At 65.0% G+C, this 16,174-nt stretch carries 17 protein-coding genes; 8 read left to right on the forward strand and 9 right to left on the reverse strand.

From position 1 onward, the window contains the following. The first annotated feature begins 29 nt into the window (after positions 1 to 29). The 4 genes from AC1DCF_RS15295 (at position 30) to AC1DCF_RS15310 (ending at position 4,375) form a co-directional block, all read left to right on the forward strand. Positions 30 to 1,388: a flavin monoamine oxidase family protein gene (locus AC1DCF_RS15295; RefSeq protein WP_441789699.1), complete on the forward strand. Its 1,359-nt coding sequence runs from the start codon at positions 30 to 32 to the stop codon at positions 1,386 to 1,388. Between the two features lie 5 nt (positions 1,389 to 1,393). Then, positions 1,394 to 2,272 carry a universal stress protein gene (locus AC1DCF_RS15300; RefSeq protein ID WP_477211785.1) on the forward strand — a complete coding sequence of 293 codons (879 nt, stop codon included), beginning with the start codon at positions 1,394 to 1,396 and terminating at the stop codon, positions 2,270 to 2,272. Positions 2,273 to 2,384: 112 nt separating this feature from the next. Next, entirely contained in the window at positions 2,385 to 3,875 is a 1,491-nt protein-coding gene (locus AC1DCF_RS15305) for an APC family permease (protein ID WP_477211937.1), read from the forward strand. Positions 3,876 to 4,090: 215 nt separating this feature from the next. Beyond that, positions 4,091 to 4,375: a hypothetical protein gene (locus tag AC1DCF_RS15310; protein WP_441789701.1), complete on the forward strand. Its 285-nt coding sequence runs from the start codon at positions 4,091 to 4,093 to the stop codon at positions 4,373 to 4,375. Here the strand turns inward: AC1DCF_RS15310 and AC1DCF_RS15315 are convergent. Next, entirely contained in the window at positions 4,372 to 6,045 is a 1,674-nt protein-coding gene (locus AC1DCF_RS15315; protein ID WP_477211786.1) for an FAD-binding dehydrogenase, read from the reverse strand. The genes AC1DCF_RS15310 and AC1DCF_RS15315 overlap by 4 nt on opposite strands. Positions 6,046 to 6,114: 69 nt before the next feature. Then, positions 6,115 to 6,864, reverse strand: a complete 750-nt coding sequence (locus AC1DCF_RS15320) for an SDR family NAD(P)-dependent oxidoreductase (protein WP_477211787.1) — start codon at positions 6,862 to 6,864, stop codon at positions 6,115 to 6,117. Between the two features lie 97 nt (positions 6,865 to 6,961). Between AC1DCF_RS15320 and AC1DCF_RS15325 the strand changes: the two genes are divergently transcribed. The 3 genes from AC1DCF_RS15325 (at position 6,962) to AC1DCF_RS15335 (ending at position 8,917) form a co-directional block, all read left to right on the forward strand. Next, complete coding sequence (locus tag AC1DCF_RS15325) at positions 6,962 to 7,570, forward strand: TetR/AcrR family transcriptional regulator (RefSeq protein ID WP_477211788.1); 609 nt, start codon at positions 6,962 to 6,964, stop codon at positions 7,568 to 7,570. A 74-nt stretch (positions 7,571 to 7,644) separates the two neighbouring features. Beyond that, positions 7,645 to 8,112 carry a hypothetical protein gene (locus tag AC1DCF_RS15330; RefSeq protein ID WP_477211789.1) on the forward strand — a complete coding sequence of 156 codons (468 nt, stop codon included), beginning with the start codon at positions 7,645 to 7,647 and terminating at the stop codon, positions 8,110 to 8,112. 1 nt (position 8,113) lies between these two features. Next, positions 8,114 to 8,917, forward strand: coding sequence for a hypothetical protein (locus AC1DCF_RS15335; RefSeq protein ID WP_477211790.1), 804 nt, complete (start codon positions 8,114 to 8,116; stop codon positions 8,915 to 8,917). Positions 8,918 to 8,926: 9 nt separating this feature from the next. Here the strand turns inward: AC1DCF_RS15335 and AC1DCF_RS15340 are convergent, their stop codons facing one another. From AC1DCF_RS15340 to AC1DCF_RS15370, 7 genes are all read right to left on the reverse strand, one after another. Next, positions 8,927 to 9,337 carry a VOC family protein gene (locus AC1DCF_RS15340; protein WP_441789921.1) on the reverse strand — a complete coding sequence of 137 codons (411 nt, stop codon included), beginning with the start codon at positions 9,335 to 9,337 and terminating at the stop codon, positions 8,927 to 8,929. A 25-nt stretch (positions 9,338 to 9,362) separates the two neighbouring features. Then, positions 9,363 to 9,794: a helix-turn-helix transcriptional regulator gene (locus tag AC1DCF_RS15345; protein WP_441789707.1), complete on the reverse strand. Its 432-nt coding sequence runs from the start codon at positions 9,792 to 9,794 to the stop codon at positions 9,363 to 9,365. Between the two features lie 41 nt (positions 9,795 to 9,835). Further along, positions 9,836 to 10,270 carry a globin gene (locus tag AC1DCF_RS15350; protein ID WP_477211791.1) on the reverse strand — a complete coding sequence of 145 codons (435 nt, stop codon included), beginning with the start codon at positions 10,268 to 10,270 and terminating at the stop codon, positions 9,836 to 9,838. Beyond that, positions 10,260 to 11,396: a mechanosensitive ion channel family protein gene (locus AC1DCF_RS15355; protein WP_477211792.1), complete on the reverse strand. Its 1,137-nt coding sequence runs from the start codon at positions 11,394 to 11,396 to the stop codon at positions 10,260 to 10,262. Before AC1DCF_RS15355 ends, AC1DCF_RS15350 begins: the two co-directional genes overlap by 11 nt. A 265-nt stretch (positions 11,397 to 11,661) precedes the next feature. Further along, positions 11,662 to 14,205: an aminopeptidase N gene (gene pepN, locus AC1DCF_RS15360; RefSeq protein WP_477211793.1), complete on the reverse strand. Its 2,544-nt coding sequence runs from the start codon at positions 14,203 to 14,205 to the stop codon at positions 11,662 to 11,664. Between the two features lie 192 nt (positions 14,206 to 14,397). Continuing rightward, a complete protein-coding gene (locus tag AC1DCF_RS15365) occupies positions 14,398 to 14,616 on the reverse strand; it encodes a hypothetical protein (RefSeq protein ID WP_477211794.1) in 219 nt (72 codons plus the stop codon). A gap of 120 nt (positions 14,617 to 14,736) precedes the next feature. Beyond that, positions 14,737 to 15,843: a magnesium and cobalt transport protein CorA gene (locus tag AC1DCF_RS15370; protein ID WP_477211795.1), complete on the reverse strand. Its 1,107-nt coding sequence runs from the start codon at positions 15,841 to 15,843 to the stop codon at positions 14,737 to 14,739. 186 nt (positions 15,844 to 16,029) lie between these two features. On the opposite strand from AC1DCF_RS15370, the gene AC1DCF_RS15375 reads away from it, so the two are divergent. Beyond that, a complete protein-coding gene (locus AC1DCF_RS15375) occupies positions 16,030 to 16,170 on the forward strand; it encodes a hypothetical protein (RefSeq protein WP_441789713.1) in 141 nt (46 codons plus the stop codon). Positions 16,171 to 16,174 lie beyond the last annotated feature (4 nt).

Here is a 16,174-nt window from a genome sequence, read left to right on the forward strand (position 1 = left end):
ATTTCACCGAAGCACCACAGGAGTACACCATGACCACGATTGACCGTGACGTCATCATCATCGGCGCCGGGGCATCCGGCCTCACCGCCGCCACCGAGCTGAAGAAGGCCGGCCTCACGGTCGCCGTGCTGGAGGCTCGTGACCGCGTCGGCGGTCGTCTCTGGACCGACGAAATCGACGGCGCCATGCTGGAGATCGGCGGCCAGTGGGTTTCTCCCGACCAGGACGCGCTCAAGGAGACGCTGGCCGAACTGGGCCTCGAGACCTACGACCGCTACCGCGAGGGCGAGAACATCTACATCAACGGAACCGGTGAACTCAGCCGCTTCGAAGGTGACATCTTCCCGGTCCCGGCGAAGACCGAGCACGAGATCGTCTCGCTGATCGAGAAGCTCGACGTGCTCGTGTCCGAGATCGACCCCGACCGCCCCTGGGCCCACCCGCGCGCGAAGGAACTCGACGAGATCTCCTTCAGCCGCTGGCTCGAGACTCAGACCGACGATGCTGAAGCAATCGAGAACATCGGCATGTTCATTGCCGGTGCGATGCTCACCAAGCCGGCTCATGCCTTCTCGGCGCTCCAGGCACTGCTCATGGCCGCCAGCGCCGGCAGCTTCAGCAACTTGGTCGACGCCGACTTCATCCTCGACGCTCGTGTCGTCGGTGGCCTCCAGCAGGTTCCGATCCTGCTCGCCGAGCGCCTCGGCGACGACGTGCACCTCGGCCAGCCGGTGCGCACGGTGCGCTGGAGCGACGCCGGTGTCACCGCTGTGACCGACGGCCTGACCGTCAACGCGCGCCGCGTGATCATCGCTGTTCCGCCCGTGCTGATCAGCCGCATCTCATTCGAGCCGTCGCTCCCGCGTCGTCAGCAGCAGCTGCACCAGCACCTGTCGATGGGCTTCGTGATCAAGGTTCACGCTGTCTACGAGACGCCGTTCTGGCGTGAAGACGGTCTCTCCGGCACCGCGTTCAGCCCCTACGAGCTGGTGCACGAGGCTTACGACAACACGAACTTCGAAGACCCGCGCGGAACCCTCGTCGGCTTCGTGTCCGATGAGGATGCCGACGGCGTCTTCACCCTGTCGGCCGAGGAGCGGAAGACGCGCATCCTCACCTCGCTCTCGCACTACTACGGCGACAAGGCGCTCAGCCCGGTTGTGTACTACGAAAGCGACTGGGGCAGCGAAGAGTGGACCCGCGGCGCTTACGCGGCGAGCTTCGACATGGGCGGCCTCGCCCGCTACGGCGCTGACCTGCGCACGCCGGTCGGCCCGATCTCCTTCTCCTGCAGCGACATGGCCGGCAAGGGCTACCAGCACGTCGACGGCGCCATTCGCGTCGGCCGTGAGACCGCCGCAGCCATCATCACCGAGCTGCAGGCGTAGACCCGATGCGGATTCTGGTCGGGTACACCGCTAACGATGCCGGGGCCGATGCGCTTGCGCTCGGGGTGCGCCTGGCCAGATCCGGCGGCGCCTCCCTCGACGTCGTCATCGTCTTGCACAGTGAGGAACGGGCAACCCTCGTCCCCACCGATCCGGGCTACGAACTGTATGTGGCCGAGACGGCCGAGCAGTGGCTGCGCGATGCTGCGGCATCCGTTCCGGCGGATGTCGCAGCTCACACGCACGTGGTCTACGCCGAGTCGTTCGCGCAAGGACTCCTTGACGCCGCGCGCGACGATCAGGCCGACATGATCGTCGTCGGAGCCGCCCGCAACGGGCTTCTGGGCCGATTCACAGTGGGGAGCGTCGCGAGCGCACTGCTCCACGCCTCGCACGTGCCCGTCGCATTGGCCCCCGAAGGCACACGCGACCTCGCCGCCGGCCAGGGCGTGAGCCGGGTGACCTGCGCCATCGGCACGAAGATCGGTTCCGAAGTGCTGATGAACACGGCAATCACGGTCGCCCGCACCACGGATGCCCCCCTCCGGCTCGTCTCGCTCGTCGCGGTCGATCTGCCCGGCGGTCTCGACGACCCCCTCGTCTCCCGGCACGGCGCACTGCATGCGCAGGAAGTGCTCGACTACGCCAGCGAGCACCTGCCAGACGGGGTCGAGGTCAGTGCCGGCGTCGCATCCGGTGACAGTATTGAAGAGGCCGTGCGCACCCTGGACTGGGACCCGGCCGAGATCGTGCTGGTCGGATCGAGCCGTCTGGCCAAGCCGAACCATCTTTTCCTCGGTTCCATCGCGGCAAAAATGCTGCGCGAACTGCCGGTACCCATGATCGTGGTGCCACGAGATTCCACCGTCACGGTGGGGAAGTAGACACGAAGTGACAGTACAAGACAACGTCGTCGAAGCCGCTGGACCCGGAGCGGTCAACACCGGTGACTCGGGCGACACGACCGGCACCAAGACTGAGCTCTCCTCCAAAGGGCTGAGCGCAGGCTCGGTCGGCCTCATCGGTGCCATCGTCATCGGAGTCTCGTGCATCGCCCCGGCGTACACGCTGACCGGCGCGCTCGGCCCCACGGTTGCCGAGGTGGGCGTCCACCTGCCCGCGATCTTCCTGATCGGGTTCATCCCGATGTTGCTTGTCGCCTTCGGCTACCGGGAACTCAACCGGGCGATGCCCGACAGCGGTACCTCGTTCACCTGGGCGAGCCGTGCCTTCGGTCCCTGGATCGGCTGGATGGCCGGCTGGGGACTCATCGCGGCGACAATCGTGGTGCTCTCGAACCTCGCGGGCATCGCGGTCGACTTCTTCTTCCTCATGCTCTCCCAGATGTTCGGCAACAACCCCGAAATCGCCGCGCTGGCCAGCAACCCGTTGATCAACGTTGCCACCTGTCTGGTGTTCATCGGTGCCGCGACGTGGATCTCCTACCGCGACATGCAGACGACACAGAAACTGCAGTACTGGCTGGTCGGATTCCAGATTCTCGTGATGATCGGGTTCGGGATCGCGGCCTTCGTGCACGTGGGCAACGGCACCGCCTTCGACGCGACCCCGGTCACCTGGGAATGGTTCAACCCATTCGCCGTCACCTCGTTCTCCGCCGTCGTCGCCGGCCTCTCCCTCTCTCTCTTCATCTTCTGGGGCTGGGACGTCACACTCACGATGTCGGAGGAGACCAAGGGGTCCAGCTCGACCCCCGGCAAGGCGGCCACCATCACCGTCACGCTCGTCGTCGCGCTCTACCTCTTCGTGGCGATGGGCTTGATCGCCTTCGCCGGAACCGGCAGCACCGGCGTGGGACTCGGCAACCCAGACATTCAGAGCAACGCCTTCTTCGCCTTGGCCGGTCCGGTGCTCGGCCCGTTGGCCATCCTGGTGTCCATCGCCGTGCTCTCCAGCTCGGCCGCTTCGCTGCAGTCGACATTCGTGTCGCCCGCTCGCACGCTGCTCGCCATGGGCCACTACGGCGCGTTGGCACCGAAGTTCGCGAAGGTCAGCCCACGCTTCTTCACGCCCGGCTACGCCACCATTGTCTCGGCCATTGTCGCGGCGGTGTTCTACACGGTGATGCGCTTCATCAGCGAAGACGTGCTCTGGGACACGATCACGACACTCGGCATGATGATCTGCTTCTACTACGGGCTCACCGCGTTCGCCTGCGTCTGGTACTTCCGCAAACAGTGGTTCGACTCGGTGCGCAACGTCTTCTTCACCTTCCTGTTCCCGCTGGTCGGTGGCGTGATCCTCGGCATCCTGTTCTTCACCACCCTGATCGACAGCATGGATCCCGACTATGGCAGTGGCTCGAACATCTTCGGTGTCGGCCTGGTCTTCGTGCTCGGCATGGTCATCCTGGTTGCCGGCGGAATCATCATGCTGGTGCAGGCGAAGCTGCGGCCCGCCTTCTTCCGCGGTGAGACGCTGAGCAAGGATGCCCCGGCGAGCATCGGGCGTCGTCGCCGTCGCTAGCGCTCGGTGATCGAGCCGCGCCGGTGATCGAGCCGCTGCGGTGATCGAGCCGCTGCGGTGATCGAGCCGCTGCGGTGATCGAGCCGCTGCGGTGATCGAGCTTGTCGAGATCCGGCCGCCGCCACCGTCTTCGTCGGGCGGGGCGGCGGTCGATGCACGGGGATATGCTGGCGCCAGGTCGGCCATGAGTCGCGCCGGCGGAATCGAGTATCCCTATGTTTACCGTTCGAGTTGAGCACGTAGTCGCCAGTTACGACGCGTGGAAGACCATGTTCGACAACGACCCACTTGACCGACGAGAGTCTGGTGCGAAGTCCTACCGGATCATGCGGCCGGTCGATGACAAGGGTGCAGTCATGATCGACCTCGACTTCGACACGCGCGCCCAGGCGGATGCCATGGTGGTGGCGTTGCACCGGCTCTGGGAGGGGCCGGCCGCCGAGATGCTGGTCGATCCGAAGGCGCAGGTCGCTGAAATCGTGGAGGCGTCGGTCGTCTAGAGTGCCGCCGCAACCGCCCGCCCGGCCACACGACCCGAGAACAGGCATCCGCCGAGGAACGTGCCCTCGAGCGAGCGGTAGCCGTGCACGCCTCCGCCGCCGAATCCGCTCGCCTCGCCGGCCGCATAGAGACCGGGCACCGGTTGCCCGTCGGCGCCGAGCGCCCGCGCCGAGAGATCCGTCTCGATGCCGCCGAGGCTCTTGCGGGTGAGAATGTGCAGCTTCACCGCAATCAGCGGTCCGGCTGCCGGGTCGAGGAGCTTGTGCGGACTGGCCACTCTGATCAACTTGTCGCCGCGATAGTGGCGCGCCTGCCGGATCGCGTTGATCTGGGCATCCTTCGAGAAATCGTTGTCGACCTCCCGGTCGCGCGCGGCGATCTCCCGTTCGATGCGTTCGAAGTCGAGGGCGACCTCGGGGGAGAGCTCCTGCATTCCGGCCAGCAGCTCAGGGAGGGTGTTGGCGACAACGAAGTCGACGCCCTTCTCCTTGAACGCCTCGACCGGACCAGGCGCGCCGGGAGCAACACGCTTGGCGAGGAGTTTCAGGTCTTTGCCGGTCAGATCGGGATTCTGCTCGCTGCCCGACAGCGCGAACTCCTTCTCGATGATCTTCTGGGTGAGCACAAACCAACTGTGCTCATACCCGGTCTGCAGAATGTGTTCAAGCGTGCCGAGGGTGTCGAATCCCGGAAAAAGCGGGCCGGGAAGTCGCTTGCCGGTCGCGTCGAGCCACAGCGATGACGGGCCGGGAAGAATTCGGATGCCGTGGGCCGCCCACACCGGATTCCAATTGGTGATTCCCTCGGTGTAGTGCCACATCCGGTCGCCGTTGATCAGGCGGGCCCCGGCTTTTTCGGCAATGCCGAGCATCAGGCCGTCGACGTGCGCAGGGACCCCGGAGAGCAGATGCGCCGGGGGAGTGCCCATCCGTTTCGGCCACTGTTCGCGCACCAGGTCGTGATTGCCGCCGATGCCGCCGCTCGTGACGATCACTGCCGAGGCGCGCAGTTCGAAGTCACCGATCACCTCGCGGGAGCTGGCTTCGCCCCTCGCAGCATTCGACTCAGCCAGTCTGCTGCCACGCACACCGACGACCGCGGCGCCCGGCGCGGTGCCCTCCACAATGAGTTCCTCGACCCGGTGCCGGTGCAGTGCGGTGACGAGTCCGGCCTGCACGCCCTCGCGCACCCGGGTGATGAAAGGTTCGAGCACGCCGGGACCAGTGCCCCAGGTGATGTGAAAGCGAGGCACCGAGTTGCCGTGTTCGAGGGCGGTGTATCCGCCGCGCTCGGCCCACCCGACGACGGGAAAGAATCGCACGCCCTTCTCGTGCAGCCAGGCGCGTTTCTCGCCGGCGGCGAAGTCAAGATAGGCCTCGGCCCAGCGTTTCGGCCAGGCGTCCTCCTCGCGGTCGAAGCCGGCACTGCCATACCAATCCTGGGTGGCGAGAGCGAGGGAGTCCTTGACGCCCATGCGGCGTTGCTCGGGGGAGTCGATCAGAAAGAGTCCGCCGAATGACCACCAGGCCTGGCCACCCAGTGAGGCGGCGGGCTCCTGGTCGACAAGCAGCACGCGTTTGCCGGCATCCACCAGCTCAGCCGTGGCGACGAGCCCGGCGAGGCCGGCCCCCACGACAATGACATCGGCTTCAGTGGGCGGGTACGACATGCGTGTCTCCTTCGTCACAGTGTGTGCCGAGTCTAGGCGTCGGCACACACTGTGAACGGAAGGCGCGGGTCAGCGTGCCGAGTAGGCGCCGTCGACGAGGTGGTAGCTGCCGGTGATGAATGAGGCGTCGTCGGAGAGCAGGAAGACGACGAGGGCGGCGACCTCATCGGCCGTGCCGAGGCGTCCGATCGGGTGCAGAGCGACGAGGCCGTCGAGCAGGGCCTGCGGCGCGGAGGAGAGCAGCGGGGTGTCGATGTAGCCGGGGCCGACCGCGTTCACCCGGATGCCGTGGGGCGAGACTTCGAGAGCGGCCGACTTGGTCAGGCCGACGACGGCGTGCTTGGCCGACACGTACGCGGCCGAGTTCGCCTGACCGTTGGTGCCGAGGATCGAGGAGAGATTGACGACCGAGCCGGTGCCGCGGCTCATCATGTGGGCCAGCTGGTGGTGCAGACCGTAATAGACGCCATTGAGGTTGATGTCGATGACGCGGCGCCAGTTTTCGAGGGTGCCTTCGGCGATGGACTCCTGGCCGCCACCGATTCCGGCGTTGTTCACCGCGTGGTCGAGCTGGCCATAGGTCGCGATGGCGAAATCGACGGCCTTCTTCGAATCCTCTTCACGCGCGGTGTCCTGTTGCAGCGCCTCGGCGGTTCCGCCGGCGGCGCGAATCTCCGCGACGACACTCTCGGCTCCGGCCAGGTTGATGTCCGTCACGACGACGGATGCGCCGGCTGCGGCCAGGCGCTTGGACACTGCCTCGCCGATGCCAGAGCCTCCGCCGGTGACGAGTGCGACGCGTGAATTGAATGATGACATTGAGTACCTTCCGTTTGGCTACATGTGTAGTTGAAACAAGACTACGCTCGTGTGCCAGAGTCTTCAATGCGATAGTCGCTTCTCAAAGGAGTTCAGGATGGATGTTCGCGCCGAGCGCACCGTCACGGCACTGTACGGGGCGATTCTGTCGTTGGCCGAAACTCACGATGTCTCCGAACTCACCGCGTCGCAAGTCGCCCAGGCCGCCGGCATCAACCGCGTCACCTTTTACAACCACGCATCGTCACCGGCGCAGCTCCTTGTTGATGCGTTGCGGGTCGAGCTCGACGGCATCCGTCAGCGCTTTCTGATCTCGTCGGGGGAGACGTCCCTGCAGAGCACCGCACGTCGGACGACATTGGCTGTCGCGGCCCACATGATCGAGCGGCGCGCGGTGTACCGGCGGTCCCTCCCGGCCGACGCCCATGGGATCCTCGCCGACTTTCTGAGCGAGCATTTCGCCGCCTCGGTGCGGTTGTTGTTGGCCGATCGCCCGAACGTTCACATCGGGTCATCTCGTCGTTCCCCGGTTTCCGCCCCGGTCTTCTCTGAGGCGACTGCGCAGTTCGTCGCGCACGGCTGCATCGGTGCGTTCGCGGTCTGGCTGCACACCGACGACCCGCTCATTCCCGCAGACGTCGTCGATCTCATTGAAGACCTCATGCCGGCCTGGTGGTCGGCGGCCGACGACGCTTCCTCGCGCTGAGTAAGAAGACTCTGAATATGGAAAGCCCGCCCCCGCATCCCCTCACCAGAGAGAAGGCGACCTAGGATCACCGTATGAGACGACATTCTTTTCTGACCGTCACTCTCGCGGTGATGGGGCTGACGGCAGGCCTCACGGCGTGCACCGCTGGCCCGGTTCCGACGACGAGCGATTCCGCCCCCACGTCGCCCGCCACATCGACCCCCAGTCCCACGTCCAAGTCGGAGACCGCTGGCGCCTGGCAACAGCAGTTCCTTGACGGAGGAGACAATCTGGTCCGCTGGGGAGATGACGTCAGCCCGCACATCATTCTCTCGACGTACGGCAGCGGGACCTGCCCAACGACGCCGGCAACATTGGAACTGACCAACTCCACGACACTCACCGTGACACTCGCGCCACCGCCCACCGGCCCGTGCACAGCGGATTACCGTCGTACCTCATTCGCAGCTGAGCAACCTCCGAATCTCGACTTGTCCCAGGTGATCACCGTCATTGTCGACGGAAAACCGTATGGAACTCTTCCCGCACTGACCAGCTGAGATGAGTGACCGCAAGCGAAAACTCGCACTCCCGGCCCTCATAATGCTGTGCCTGTCGGCTGCTGCCACCGGATGCGCCGGGATTCCGGGCGGTGCGCCGAGCTCGGTACCCACCTCGACCTCTTCTGTCGGCGCATCGGTCACGCCCAGCGCCGGGCCGACCGGAACGCCGACATCCGCTGTTCCCGTCCCGACGGCGTCGGCTGCCGGCTGCGCACCGAACGGCGCGAGTGTCCCCGTCGGAGCTACGACGGCCACGATCGAGGATGTCGATGGCGACGACAAGCCAGACGTCGAGTTTTACTCGGAGTCGCCGGCATTCGAGTACGGCATTCAGACCGCTTCGGGTGCGACGATTTCACTTGCCGACGACCTGGCCGGTCCGGGTCGTCACAGTGGCTGGTCAGCACCACTGGAGAGCGGCGTGGTCGTGACCGTTCTCGATGACAGTCGGACGGCGACGCTCCACGCCTTCGTCGGCTGCGCATTTGTGACGACGAAGGGTGTCGACGGAAACCCATACCGGTTCACTCTCAACGGATTCGGTGACTATGGCACCGGCGTCCAATGCAGCAACGGCAACGGCGGGCGCCAACTGCTCGGGGTGCTCGCGACGCAGCAGCAATCGGATGGCCTCTACGACATTGCGCGCACGGTCGTGGACGTGTCGCGCGACGGACTCGTGGCGACCAACGGATCGGCGGCGACCGGAGCGTCTGGCCTGGCGGCCAGCGATCCGCAGGTTGTTCTCGCTCTGACGTCGAGTTGTGGTGACATTCCGAAGGTGCAGACGAGTGGGAGATAGCGGGTCGGGCTACGCAGCTGCCGCTTGCGAAATCCGCACCATGTTGCCCGACGGGTCGCGGAAAGCGCAGTCGCGGGGTCCCCACGGCTGGTCGATAGGCTCCTGAAGCACTTCGGCTCCCGACGCCCGCAGTCTTTCGAATGTCCCGTCGAGGTCATCGGTGCGAAAGACGAGCATCGGCAGCACGCCCTTGGTGAGCAATTCCTGCATGGTGTCGCCATCCGCCTTCGAACGTCCGGCATGTGGGTCGGAGATCACGATCTCGACATCCGGCTGCGCATCACTGCCGAGTGTCACCCAGCGGTGGTTGCCTGACGCGACATCGTTGCGCACCTCGAGGCCAAGCGCATCGCGGTAGAACGGAAGTGACTCGTCTACGTCGTGGACGGTGATGTTGGTGTAGTGAAGTGAGATTGTCATGACACCAACACTAGGATCGCCACAGTTAGACCGCTTCTTGAATCCTGCTCGATCTCGTCTTCATCGGAGCCGGACGCGTGCGCACCTGCGCGACGCAGGAGGGCATCGCCTCGACGGCGTCATGTTCACGGGCGCGGTACGCACTCGGCGTCTCCCCAACCAGTTCACTGAAGCGTGAGCTGAACGAGCCGAGCGACGTACACCCGACGGCCATGCACGCGTCGGTGACGCTGACCCCGGCCCGCAGCAGGGCCATGGCGCGTTCGATCCGGCGGGTCATCACGTAGGCGTAGGGCGTCTCGCCGTAAGCGGCCCGGAACTGCCGGGAGAAGTGGGCAGGCGACATCATCGCGTGCGCCGCGAGCGACGGTACGTCGAGCGGGAGCGCATAGTCCCGATCGATCAGGTCACGTGCTCGGCGCAGGTGCGCGAGAGTCGCGAGCTCATACGGGGTCATACAGCGAGGCTAGCACTGGGAATCCGGTGCTGCGCGGGAACCTACTCGTCGAACGTGTTGACCATGGCGTGCGCGGCACGGTCCAGGTAGTCCCACAAAACCTCGCGGTGCAGCGGGGAGATCTCCATCGTGTCGAGGGCATCGCTCATGTGCCCCAGCCAGCGATCGCGGGCATCCGGATTCACCTTGAAGGGCTGGTGCCGCATCCGCAGGCGGGGGTGCCCACGCTGCTCACTGTAGGTGCCGGGGCCACCCCAGTACTGCTCGAGGAACATCGTGAAGCGTTCGATCGCCCCGGCGAGATCTTCCTCGGGGTACATCGGCTTGAGCACGGGGTCGCCGGCAACGCCGCGGTAAAACTCGGTGACGAGTGCCGAGAAGAATTCACGGCCGCCGACCTGCTCGTAGAAGGAGGGGCCGATGGCTGCGCCGTTCTCGCCGTCGCGGAGGTGCACTCCTGTGGGGTCAGGCTTCATGAGGGTTCTCCGGTGGGGTGGCCTTCGGCGTGGGGCGCACGCGAGGCATGGATGCGGGATGTGCGGTCGTTGAGGTCGACGTCGCCGTCTTCGAGGTGCTGGCCGCGGGCGCGTCGGCGGCCGGCGCCGAGCGCTTCGACTTGCGCAGCGGCTTGAGCTCGGGAACGACCGGCATCGGGCGGGTGCGCGGCGGGCGTGCACCGGTGATGCTGTCGGCGCCGTCGAATCCGGTCAGCACAACGCTGTTGAGCGATGGCAGCTTGACGCCCATCTCGTCGAGCGCCTTCTTGAGTCGCATGCGCAGCTCGCGCGATACGTCGTCTTTAGTGGAGGTGCGTGTCTTGACGACGAGGCGGATGAGGAGGGCATCTTCGGAGATCGACTCGAGACCCCAGACCTCGGGCTTTTCGAGAATGCGCGAACGCCACTTTCCGGCCGAGGCCATCTCTGTCGCGACGCGCAGGACCTCCGCCTGCACGGCGTCGACGTCAGATTCGTAGGGCACGGCGAGGTCGATGATCGCCCGAGCCCAACCCTGGGACATGTTGCCGACGCGCAGGATCTCACCGTTGCGCACAAACCAGAGAATGCCGTTCACGTCGCGCACCTGAGTGATACGGATGCCGACGCCTTCGACCATTCCGGTCGCGGGGCCGACGTCAACGACGTCGCCGACACCGAGCTGGTCTTCCATCACCATGAACAGGCCGTTGAGCGTGTCTTTCACGATGTTCTGGGCGCCGAAACCGAGGCCGGCGCCGATGGCGGCGGTGAGTAGCGCGAAGGATCCGAGGATCGTGTTGTCGAGCACATTCACGATCAGAAGAACCGTCACAACAAGGATGATGACGTTCACGACGTTCGTCAGCACGGAGCCGAGGGTACGGGTGCGCTGTACCAGCCGAACGGCGGCTAGCGGCGAGACGATGAGCGCCTGCGTGTCGATGGCGTTCTGTTTCTTCTTCGCACCGGTGACGATCTGCTGCACCACGCGGTCAATGACGAAATGCAGCACCCACCGCACGAGGAGTGCGACGGCCAGGATGATGATGATTGCGATGAGTTTGGGGAAAAACTCGACGCCGAAGAAGGTGCCGAGGTCTGCCCAGAAAGAGTCAAAATTCATATCCGGTCCAGTCTACTGAGAGCCACCTCGGCAAACCCTGAAGCTACCGACTGCTCGTCCCGGCATCCGCCGGGTCCCGAAATTAGGAGTGGAGGTGTGTCGGCACCCCTCCGTCCGCGGAGGAGTCCGGCCGTCGCTGCCCCGACACGCCTCCACTCCTTACTTTGGTGCCGGTGAGCTCACCGGATTAACGACCGACAGGCCCGGCCCCCGGAACACCGGGGATCGAGCCTGTCGAGATCGTACGATCGAGTGAGCGAACTCCCTACTCGGCGTCGCGCGCCTGCACGGCGAGTGCCCGCTCGACGCCGGCGACGTTCTCGATCACGAGACGGCGGAGGGCCGGCGGTTCGGCGTTGGCGTTCAGCCAGGCGTGGGTCGCGTCGACGAGTTCCTGGTTCGCCAGCGGCGACGGGTACAGGCCGATGATGAGCTTCTCGGCGATCGCGTAGGCGCGCGACTCCCAGACGGTCTGCAGCGCGTCGAAGTATTTCGCGACGAACGGTTCGAGCAGCGCGGTGTCGTTGGCGCGGAGGAACCCGGCCGCGGTCACCCGCACGATGGTGTTCGGTGCGGTGTCGACGTCGATCAACGACGACCACGCGGCGAGCTTGCCCTCGGCGGTCGGGATCGACGCGCGGGCCTGGGCGGCGGACTGGGCGCCGTTCGCCGTGTTGTCCTTCGCCAGCGCGGCGTCGATCTCGGCGGTTCCGGCGCGGCCGCCGGCGACGAGTGCGGTGAGCAACTCCCAGGCCAGGTCGGTGTCGATTTCCAGCGAAGCCAGCGGCGCTGAGCCGTCGAGGAGCGCCGCGATGGCGTCGAGCTGCGCGTCGGTGCCGGCGATCGCGGCGAAGAACTTGACGAACTGGAACTGGGCGTCGCTGCCGGCTTCAGCGTTCTGAGCCAGAGCCCAGAGCGCGTCGCCGACCTCGGTGACCGTCGCGGCACGGTGCGCCTCGGACACATAGTTGGTCGCGGTCAGCACGACCTGGCCGAGCACCGTGCGGAGCGTCGTCGACTCGGTCTCGGTGGCGATGTTGTTCAGCACCAGGCGCACGAAGTCGCGCGGCGACGTTTCGGCGTCGCGGGTCGCATCCCAGGCCGAACCCCAGACGAGTGAGCGGGCCAGCGGGCTTTCGATCGCGGCCAGGTTCTCGATGGCGACCGCCAGCGACGCGTCGTCGAGACGGATCTTCGCGTAGGCGAGGTCGTCGTCGTTGAGCAGAATGAGGTCGGGACGGGCCTGACCGACGAGCTCGGCGACGTCCGTGCGCACACCGTCGACATCGAGTTCGATGCGGTTGTTGCGCACGAGAGCGCCGTCCTGCATTGAGTAGAAGCCGATCGCGAGGCGGTGCGGGCGGATCGTCGGGTAGTCGGCGGCGGCAGTCTGCAGCACGGCGAAACCGGTGATGACACCGGACGCGTCCACCTCGATCTCGGGACGCAGCGTGTTCACGCCGGCCGTCTCGAGCCACAGCTTCGTCCATTCAGAGAGGTCCCGGCCGCTGGCGGCCTCGAGCTCGACCATCAGGTCGCCCAGTTCGGTGTTGCCCCAGGCGTGCTTCTTGAAGTACGCGGCGACACCGGTGAAGAACGCGTCGATGCCGACCCAGGCGACGAGCTGCTTGAGCACCGAACCGCCCTTGGCGTAGGTGATGCCGTCGAAGTTGACGAGCACGTCTTCGAGGTCGTTGATCGTCGCGACGACGGGGTGCGTGGACGGCAGCTGGTCCTGCTTGTAGGCCCAGCTCTTCTCCATCGCGGCAAAGGTGGTCCAGGCTTCAGTCCACTCGGTGGCCTCGGCGGTGGCGATCGTCGACGCCCACTCGGCGAACGACTCGTTCAGCCAGAGGTCGTTCCACCACTTCATGGTGACGAGGTCGCCGAACCACATGTGGGCCAGCTCGTGCAGCACGGTGACGACGCGGCGTTCCTTCATCGCGTCGGTGACCTTGGAGCGGAAGACGTAGCTCTCGGTGAACGTGACGGCGCCGGCGTTCTCCATCGCTCCCGCGTTGAATTCGGGAACGAAGAGCTGGTCGTACTTGTCGAACGGGTAGGCGAAGTCGAACTTCTCCTCGAAGTAGCCGAAGCCCTGGCGGGTCTTCTCGAAGAGGTAGTCGGCGTCGAGAAACTCCGACAGGCTCTTGCGGCTGAACAGGCCGAGCGGGATGGTGCGTCCGTCGCGGGAGGTGAGCTCGCTGCGCACGACGGCGTAGGGGCCGGCGATCAGCGCGGTGATGTAGCTCGACATGATGTGCGTCGGGGCGAACGCCCACGTCTTCGCGCCGTTGCCGGCATCCACGGGCTCGGGCGTGGTGGAGTTGGAGACGACCTCCCACGCGGCCGGGGCGGTCACGGTGAAGGCGAAGGAGGCCTTGAGGTCGGGCTGCTCGAACACCGCGAACATGCGGCGGGAGTCGGGCACCTCGAACTGGCTGTAGAGGTAGACCTCGTTGTCGACGGGGTCGACGAAACGGTGCAGGCCCTCACCGGTGTTGGTGTACTCGGCGTCGGCGACGACGGTCAGCTCGTTCTCGTCGTCGAGATCGTCCAGCTGAATGCGGATGCCGTCGCTCACGACGGCCGGGTCGAGCTCGACCCCGTTGAGGGTGACCGAGTGCACGGTGCGCGTGATGGCGTCGATGAAGGTCGAGGCGCCGGGCGTCGACGCGAACGTCACGGTGGTCGTGCTCGCGAAGGTCTCCGCACCGGTGGTCAGGTCAAGCACGACGTCGTAGCTGTGAACGGTGACGAGCGCGGCACGCTCCTGGGCTTCGACCCTGGTCAGGTTTTCTCCGGGCAACGATTTCTCCAATTCAGTTCAGGGAATCACCAGCGCTCGTGGCGCCGGTGCACAGAGATCAAGCCTAGCCATCTCTGGAGGTCGACACCCCGTTTTCTGGGGTGCAGCAGGGCGCAACACATGCGCCGAATTCACTGAACGAACTCAGTGGTTGAACTGAGCGGTTGAACTGGACGAGTGGGGTGACCGATCTCAGTCGACTGACTCCATTTGCGTGGTGATGAAGTTGTGTTCGGCAGTGGTGAGCTTGATCTCGCCTTCCGGCGTGATCTCGAGGTTGCAGAGCAGGGAGATCTCGGTGACTATATGCACCGGCAGCGGCTCCTCGGGGTGCTCCAGCAGCCAACGCTTGGCCGGGATATCAAGCCCGGGCCACCACCGCTCGATTGACGGTAATTGTGTCGTGTTCATGAGGGTCCTCCTCTGGGCGCACTTCGACAGCACTGAGGCCATCGATGTCTACATCTCACGATACGCGCGTCAGTTGTGCACGGGCAGGGGTGGTCGGAGGCGGTGGAGCTTCGGCCTGCGCTACATCCATTTCTTGAGTTTGAAGGTGATGTACAGTACGGCGGCGAATGCGAGCATTCCACCGACCGCGAGCGGATACCCGAACGCCCAGTGCAGCTCAGGCATGGTGTCGAAGTTCATTCCATAGACGGCAGCGATCAGGGTGGGGGCGAAGAGAATCGCGGCCCAACCGGAGATCTTCTTCATGTCTTCGTTCTGCCGTTGCGACACGAGTGTCGCGTTAACGCTCAATATCTGCGACAGCGCATCTCGAAGCTCCGAGACGCGGGCGTCGACCACGGTCAGATGATCGGCAACGTCTTGCAGGTAGGTCTGCAACGCGTCGGGGATGCCATATCGATCAAATCCCTTTCTGAGCGACTCGAGCACGTCGATGAGTGACGAGGTTGCGTGCCTGAGATCGATCACTTCTTGACTCAACCGATAAATGCGCTCTGTGACGGCGGAATCCCCGCTGAACACCTGTCGTTCGATCTGTTCCTTGTCGATCGCCAACCCGCGCAGCACGGGCGTGTAGCCATCGACGATGGCGTCGAGCAACCGGTAGACGACCGCTTCCGGGCCGAGGCTGAGAAGGCTTTCGTTGTCAAGAAGGGTTTTCCCTTCGATGTCGACATCACTGTTCGGGAGAGTCGAATCATCGGTCCCGTCTATCCACCGGCCGTCCTGGCACAGTACAGCGACGGCGTTGGGCCGCACGAGGATGTGGAACTCAGAGAAGTCGACCTCTTCAACCTCGTCGACGTAGCGCGCCGACCGCACAACGAGAAACAGCACATCGCCATAGCGCTCCAACTTTGGACGCTGGCCGGCCTGTTGCAAATCCTCGATGAGCACGGGATGCAGGTCCCATGCCTCCGCCAATTCGTCGATGTCTGCACCGGTCGGGGTGGGAAAAAGGCACAACGCGATGCGGCCTGGCGCCGCGGCGGAGAACGTGAGGGCCTCCGCTATCGAGGTGTTCAGCGGCGCAGTGGTCAGCCGTCCGTCGACGATGTAGCGGGTGCGTCGAGTCGTCGCGGCGTCGCTGGGCGCGTCGCCCGCCGTGCCACGTCGAAACAGGCCGCTCCGCCGCGGTTGTGCGCCGTCCTGCTGTCGCTGAGGCATCTCATTCGCTTTCGTTGGTTCGGGCGAGGTATCCCTGCAAGCGTAATGTTCGACCGCGATCGCCCGTCGCGAGACATAATGACGCTCAGCGTGAAAGTCGGGTGCGTTTTGAGGAAAAAGGCGTACCGTGCGCTGTAGCAAAACGCAGAGCCCCGGGCCTCCGGGCCCCCAACGGAGGAGCAGACAATGCCTGACAAGTCGCCGCACCATCACAACGACAAGAAGCACGGGCTGACCATCAAACAGAAACGCGCGGCCAAGAGGGAAAAGGCTCACCCCTCGGAGGAGGATGTCGATACCATCGCGCATATGAGGAAGCGCACCTAAGCGC

This window comes from Leifsonia sp. 10L418 (genome assembly GCF_056395445.1).

Bases quoted from the DNA above. Each gene is read 5' to 3' on its own strand.
- AC1DCF_RS15340 (WP_441789921.1), bottom strand. From the start codon at position 9,337: ATGACAATCTCACTTCACTACACCAACATCACCGTCCACGACGTAGAC.
- AC1DCF_RS15350 (WP_477211791.1), bottom strand. From the start codon at position 10,270: ATGAAGCCTGACCCCACAGGAGTGCACCTCCGCGACGGCGAGAACGGC.
- AC1DCF_RS15375 (WP_441789713.1), top strand. From the start codon at position 16,030: ATGCCTGACAAGTCGCCGCACCATCACAACGACAAGAAGCACGGGCTG.
- AC1DCF_RS15320 (WP_477211787.1), bottom strand. From the start codon at position 6,864: ATGTCATCATTCAATTCACGCGTCGCACTCGTCACCGGCGGAGGCTCT.
- AC1DCF_RS15370 (WP_477211795.1), bottom strand. From the start codon at position 15,843: ATGCCTCAGCGACAGCAGGACGGCGCACAACCGCGGCGGAGCGGCCTG.
- AC1DCF_RS15310 (WP_441789701.1), top strand. From the start codon at position 4,091: ATGTTTACCGTTCGAGTTGAGCACGTAGTCGCCAGTTACGACGCGTGG.
- AC1DCF_RS15345 (WP_441789707.1), bottom strand. From the start codon at position 9,794: ATGACCCCGTATGAGCTCGCGACTCTCGCGCACCTGCGCCGAGCACGT.
- AC1DCF_RS15300 (WP_477211785.1), top strand. From the start codon at position 1,394: ATGCGGATTCTGGTCGGGTACACCGCTAACGATGCCGGGGCCGATGCG.
- AC1DCF_RS15315 (WP_477211786.1), bottom strand. From the start codon at position 6,045: ATGTCGTACCCGCCCACTGAAGCCGATGTCATTGTCGTGGGGGCCGGC.
- AC1DCF_RS15325 (WP_477211788.1), top strand. From the start codon at position 6,962: ATGGATGTTCGCGCCGAGCGCACCGTCACGGCACTGTACGGGGCGATT.
- AC1DCF_RS15365 (WP_477211794.1), bottom strand. From the start codon at position 14,616: ATGAACACGACACAATTACCGTCAATCGAGCGGTGGTGGCCCGGGCTT.
- AC1DCF_RS15330 (WP_477211789.1), top strand. From the start codon at position 7,645: ATGAGACGACATTCTTTTCTGACCGTCACTCTCGCGGTGATGGGGCTG.
- AC1DCF_RS15335 (WP_477211790.1), top strand. From the start codon at position 8,114: ATGAGTGACCGCAAGCGAAAACTCGCACTCCCGGCCCTCATAATGCTG.
- AC1DCF_RS15295 (WP_441789699.1), top strand. From the start codon at position 30: ATGACCACGATTGACCGTGACGTCATCATCATCGGCGCCGGGGCATCC.
- AC1DCF_RS15355 (WP_477211792.1), bottom strand. From the start codon at position 11,396: ATGAATTTTGACTCTTTCTGGGCAGACCTCGGCACCTTCTTCGGCGTC.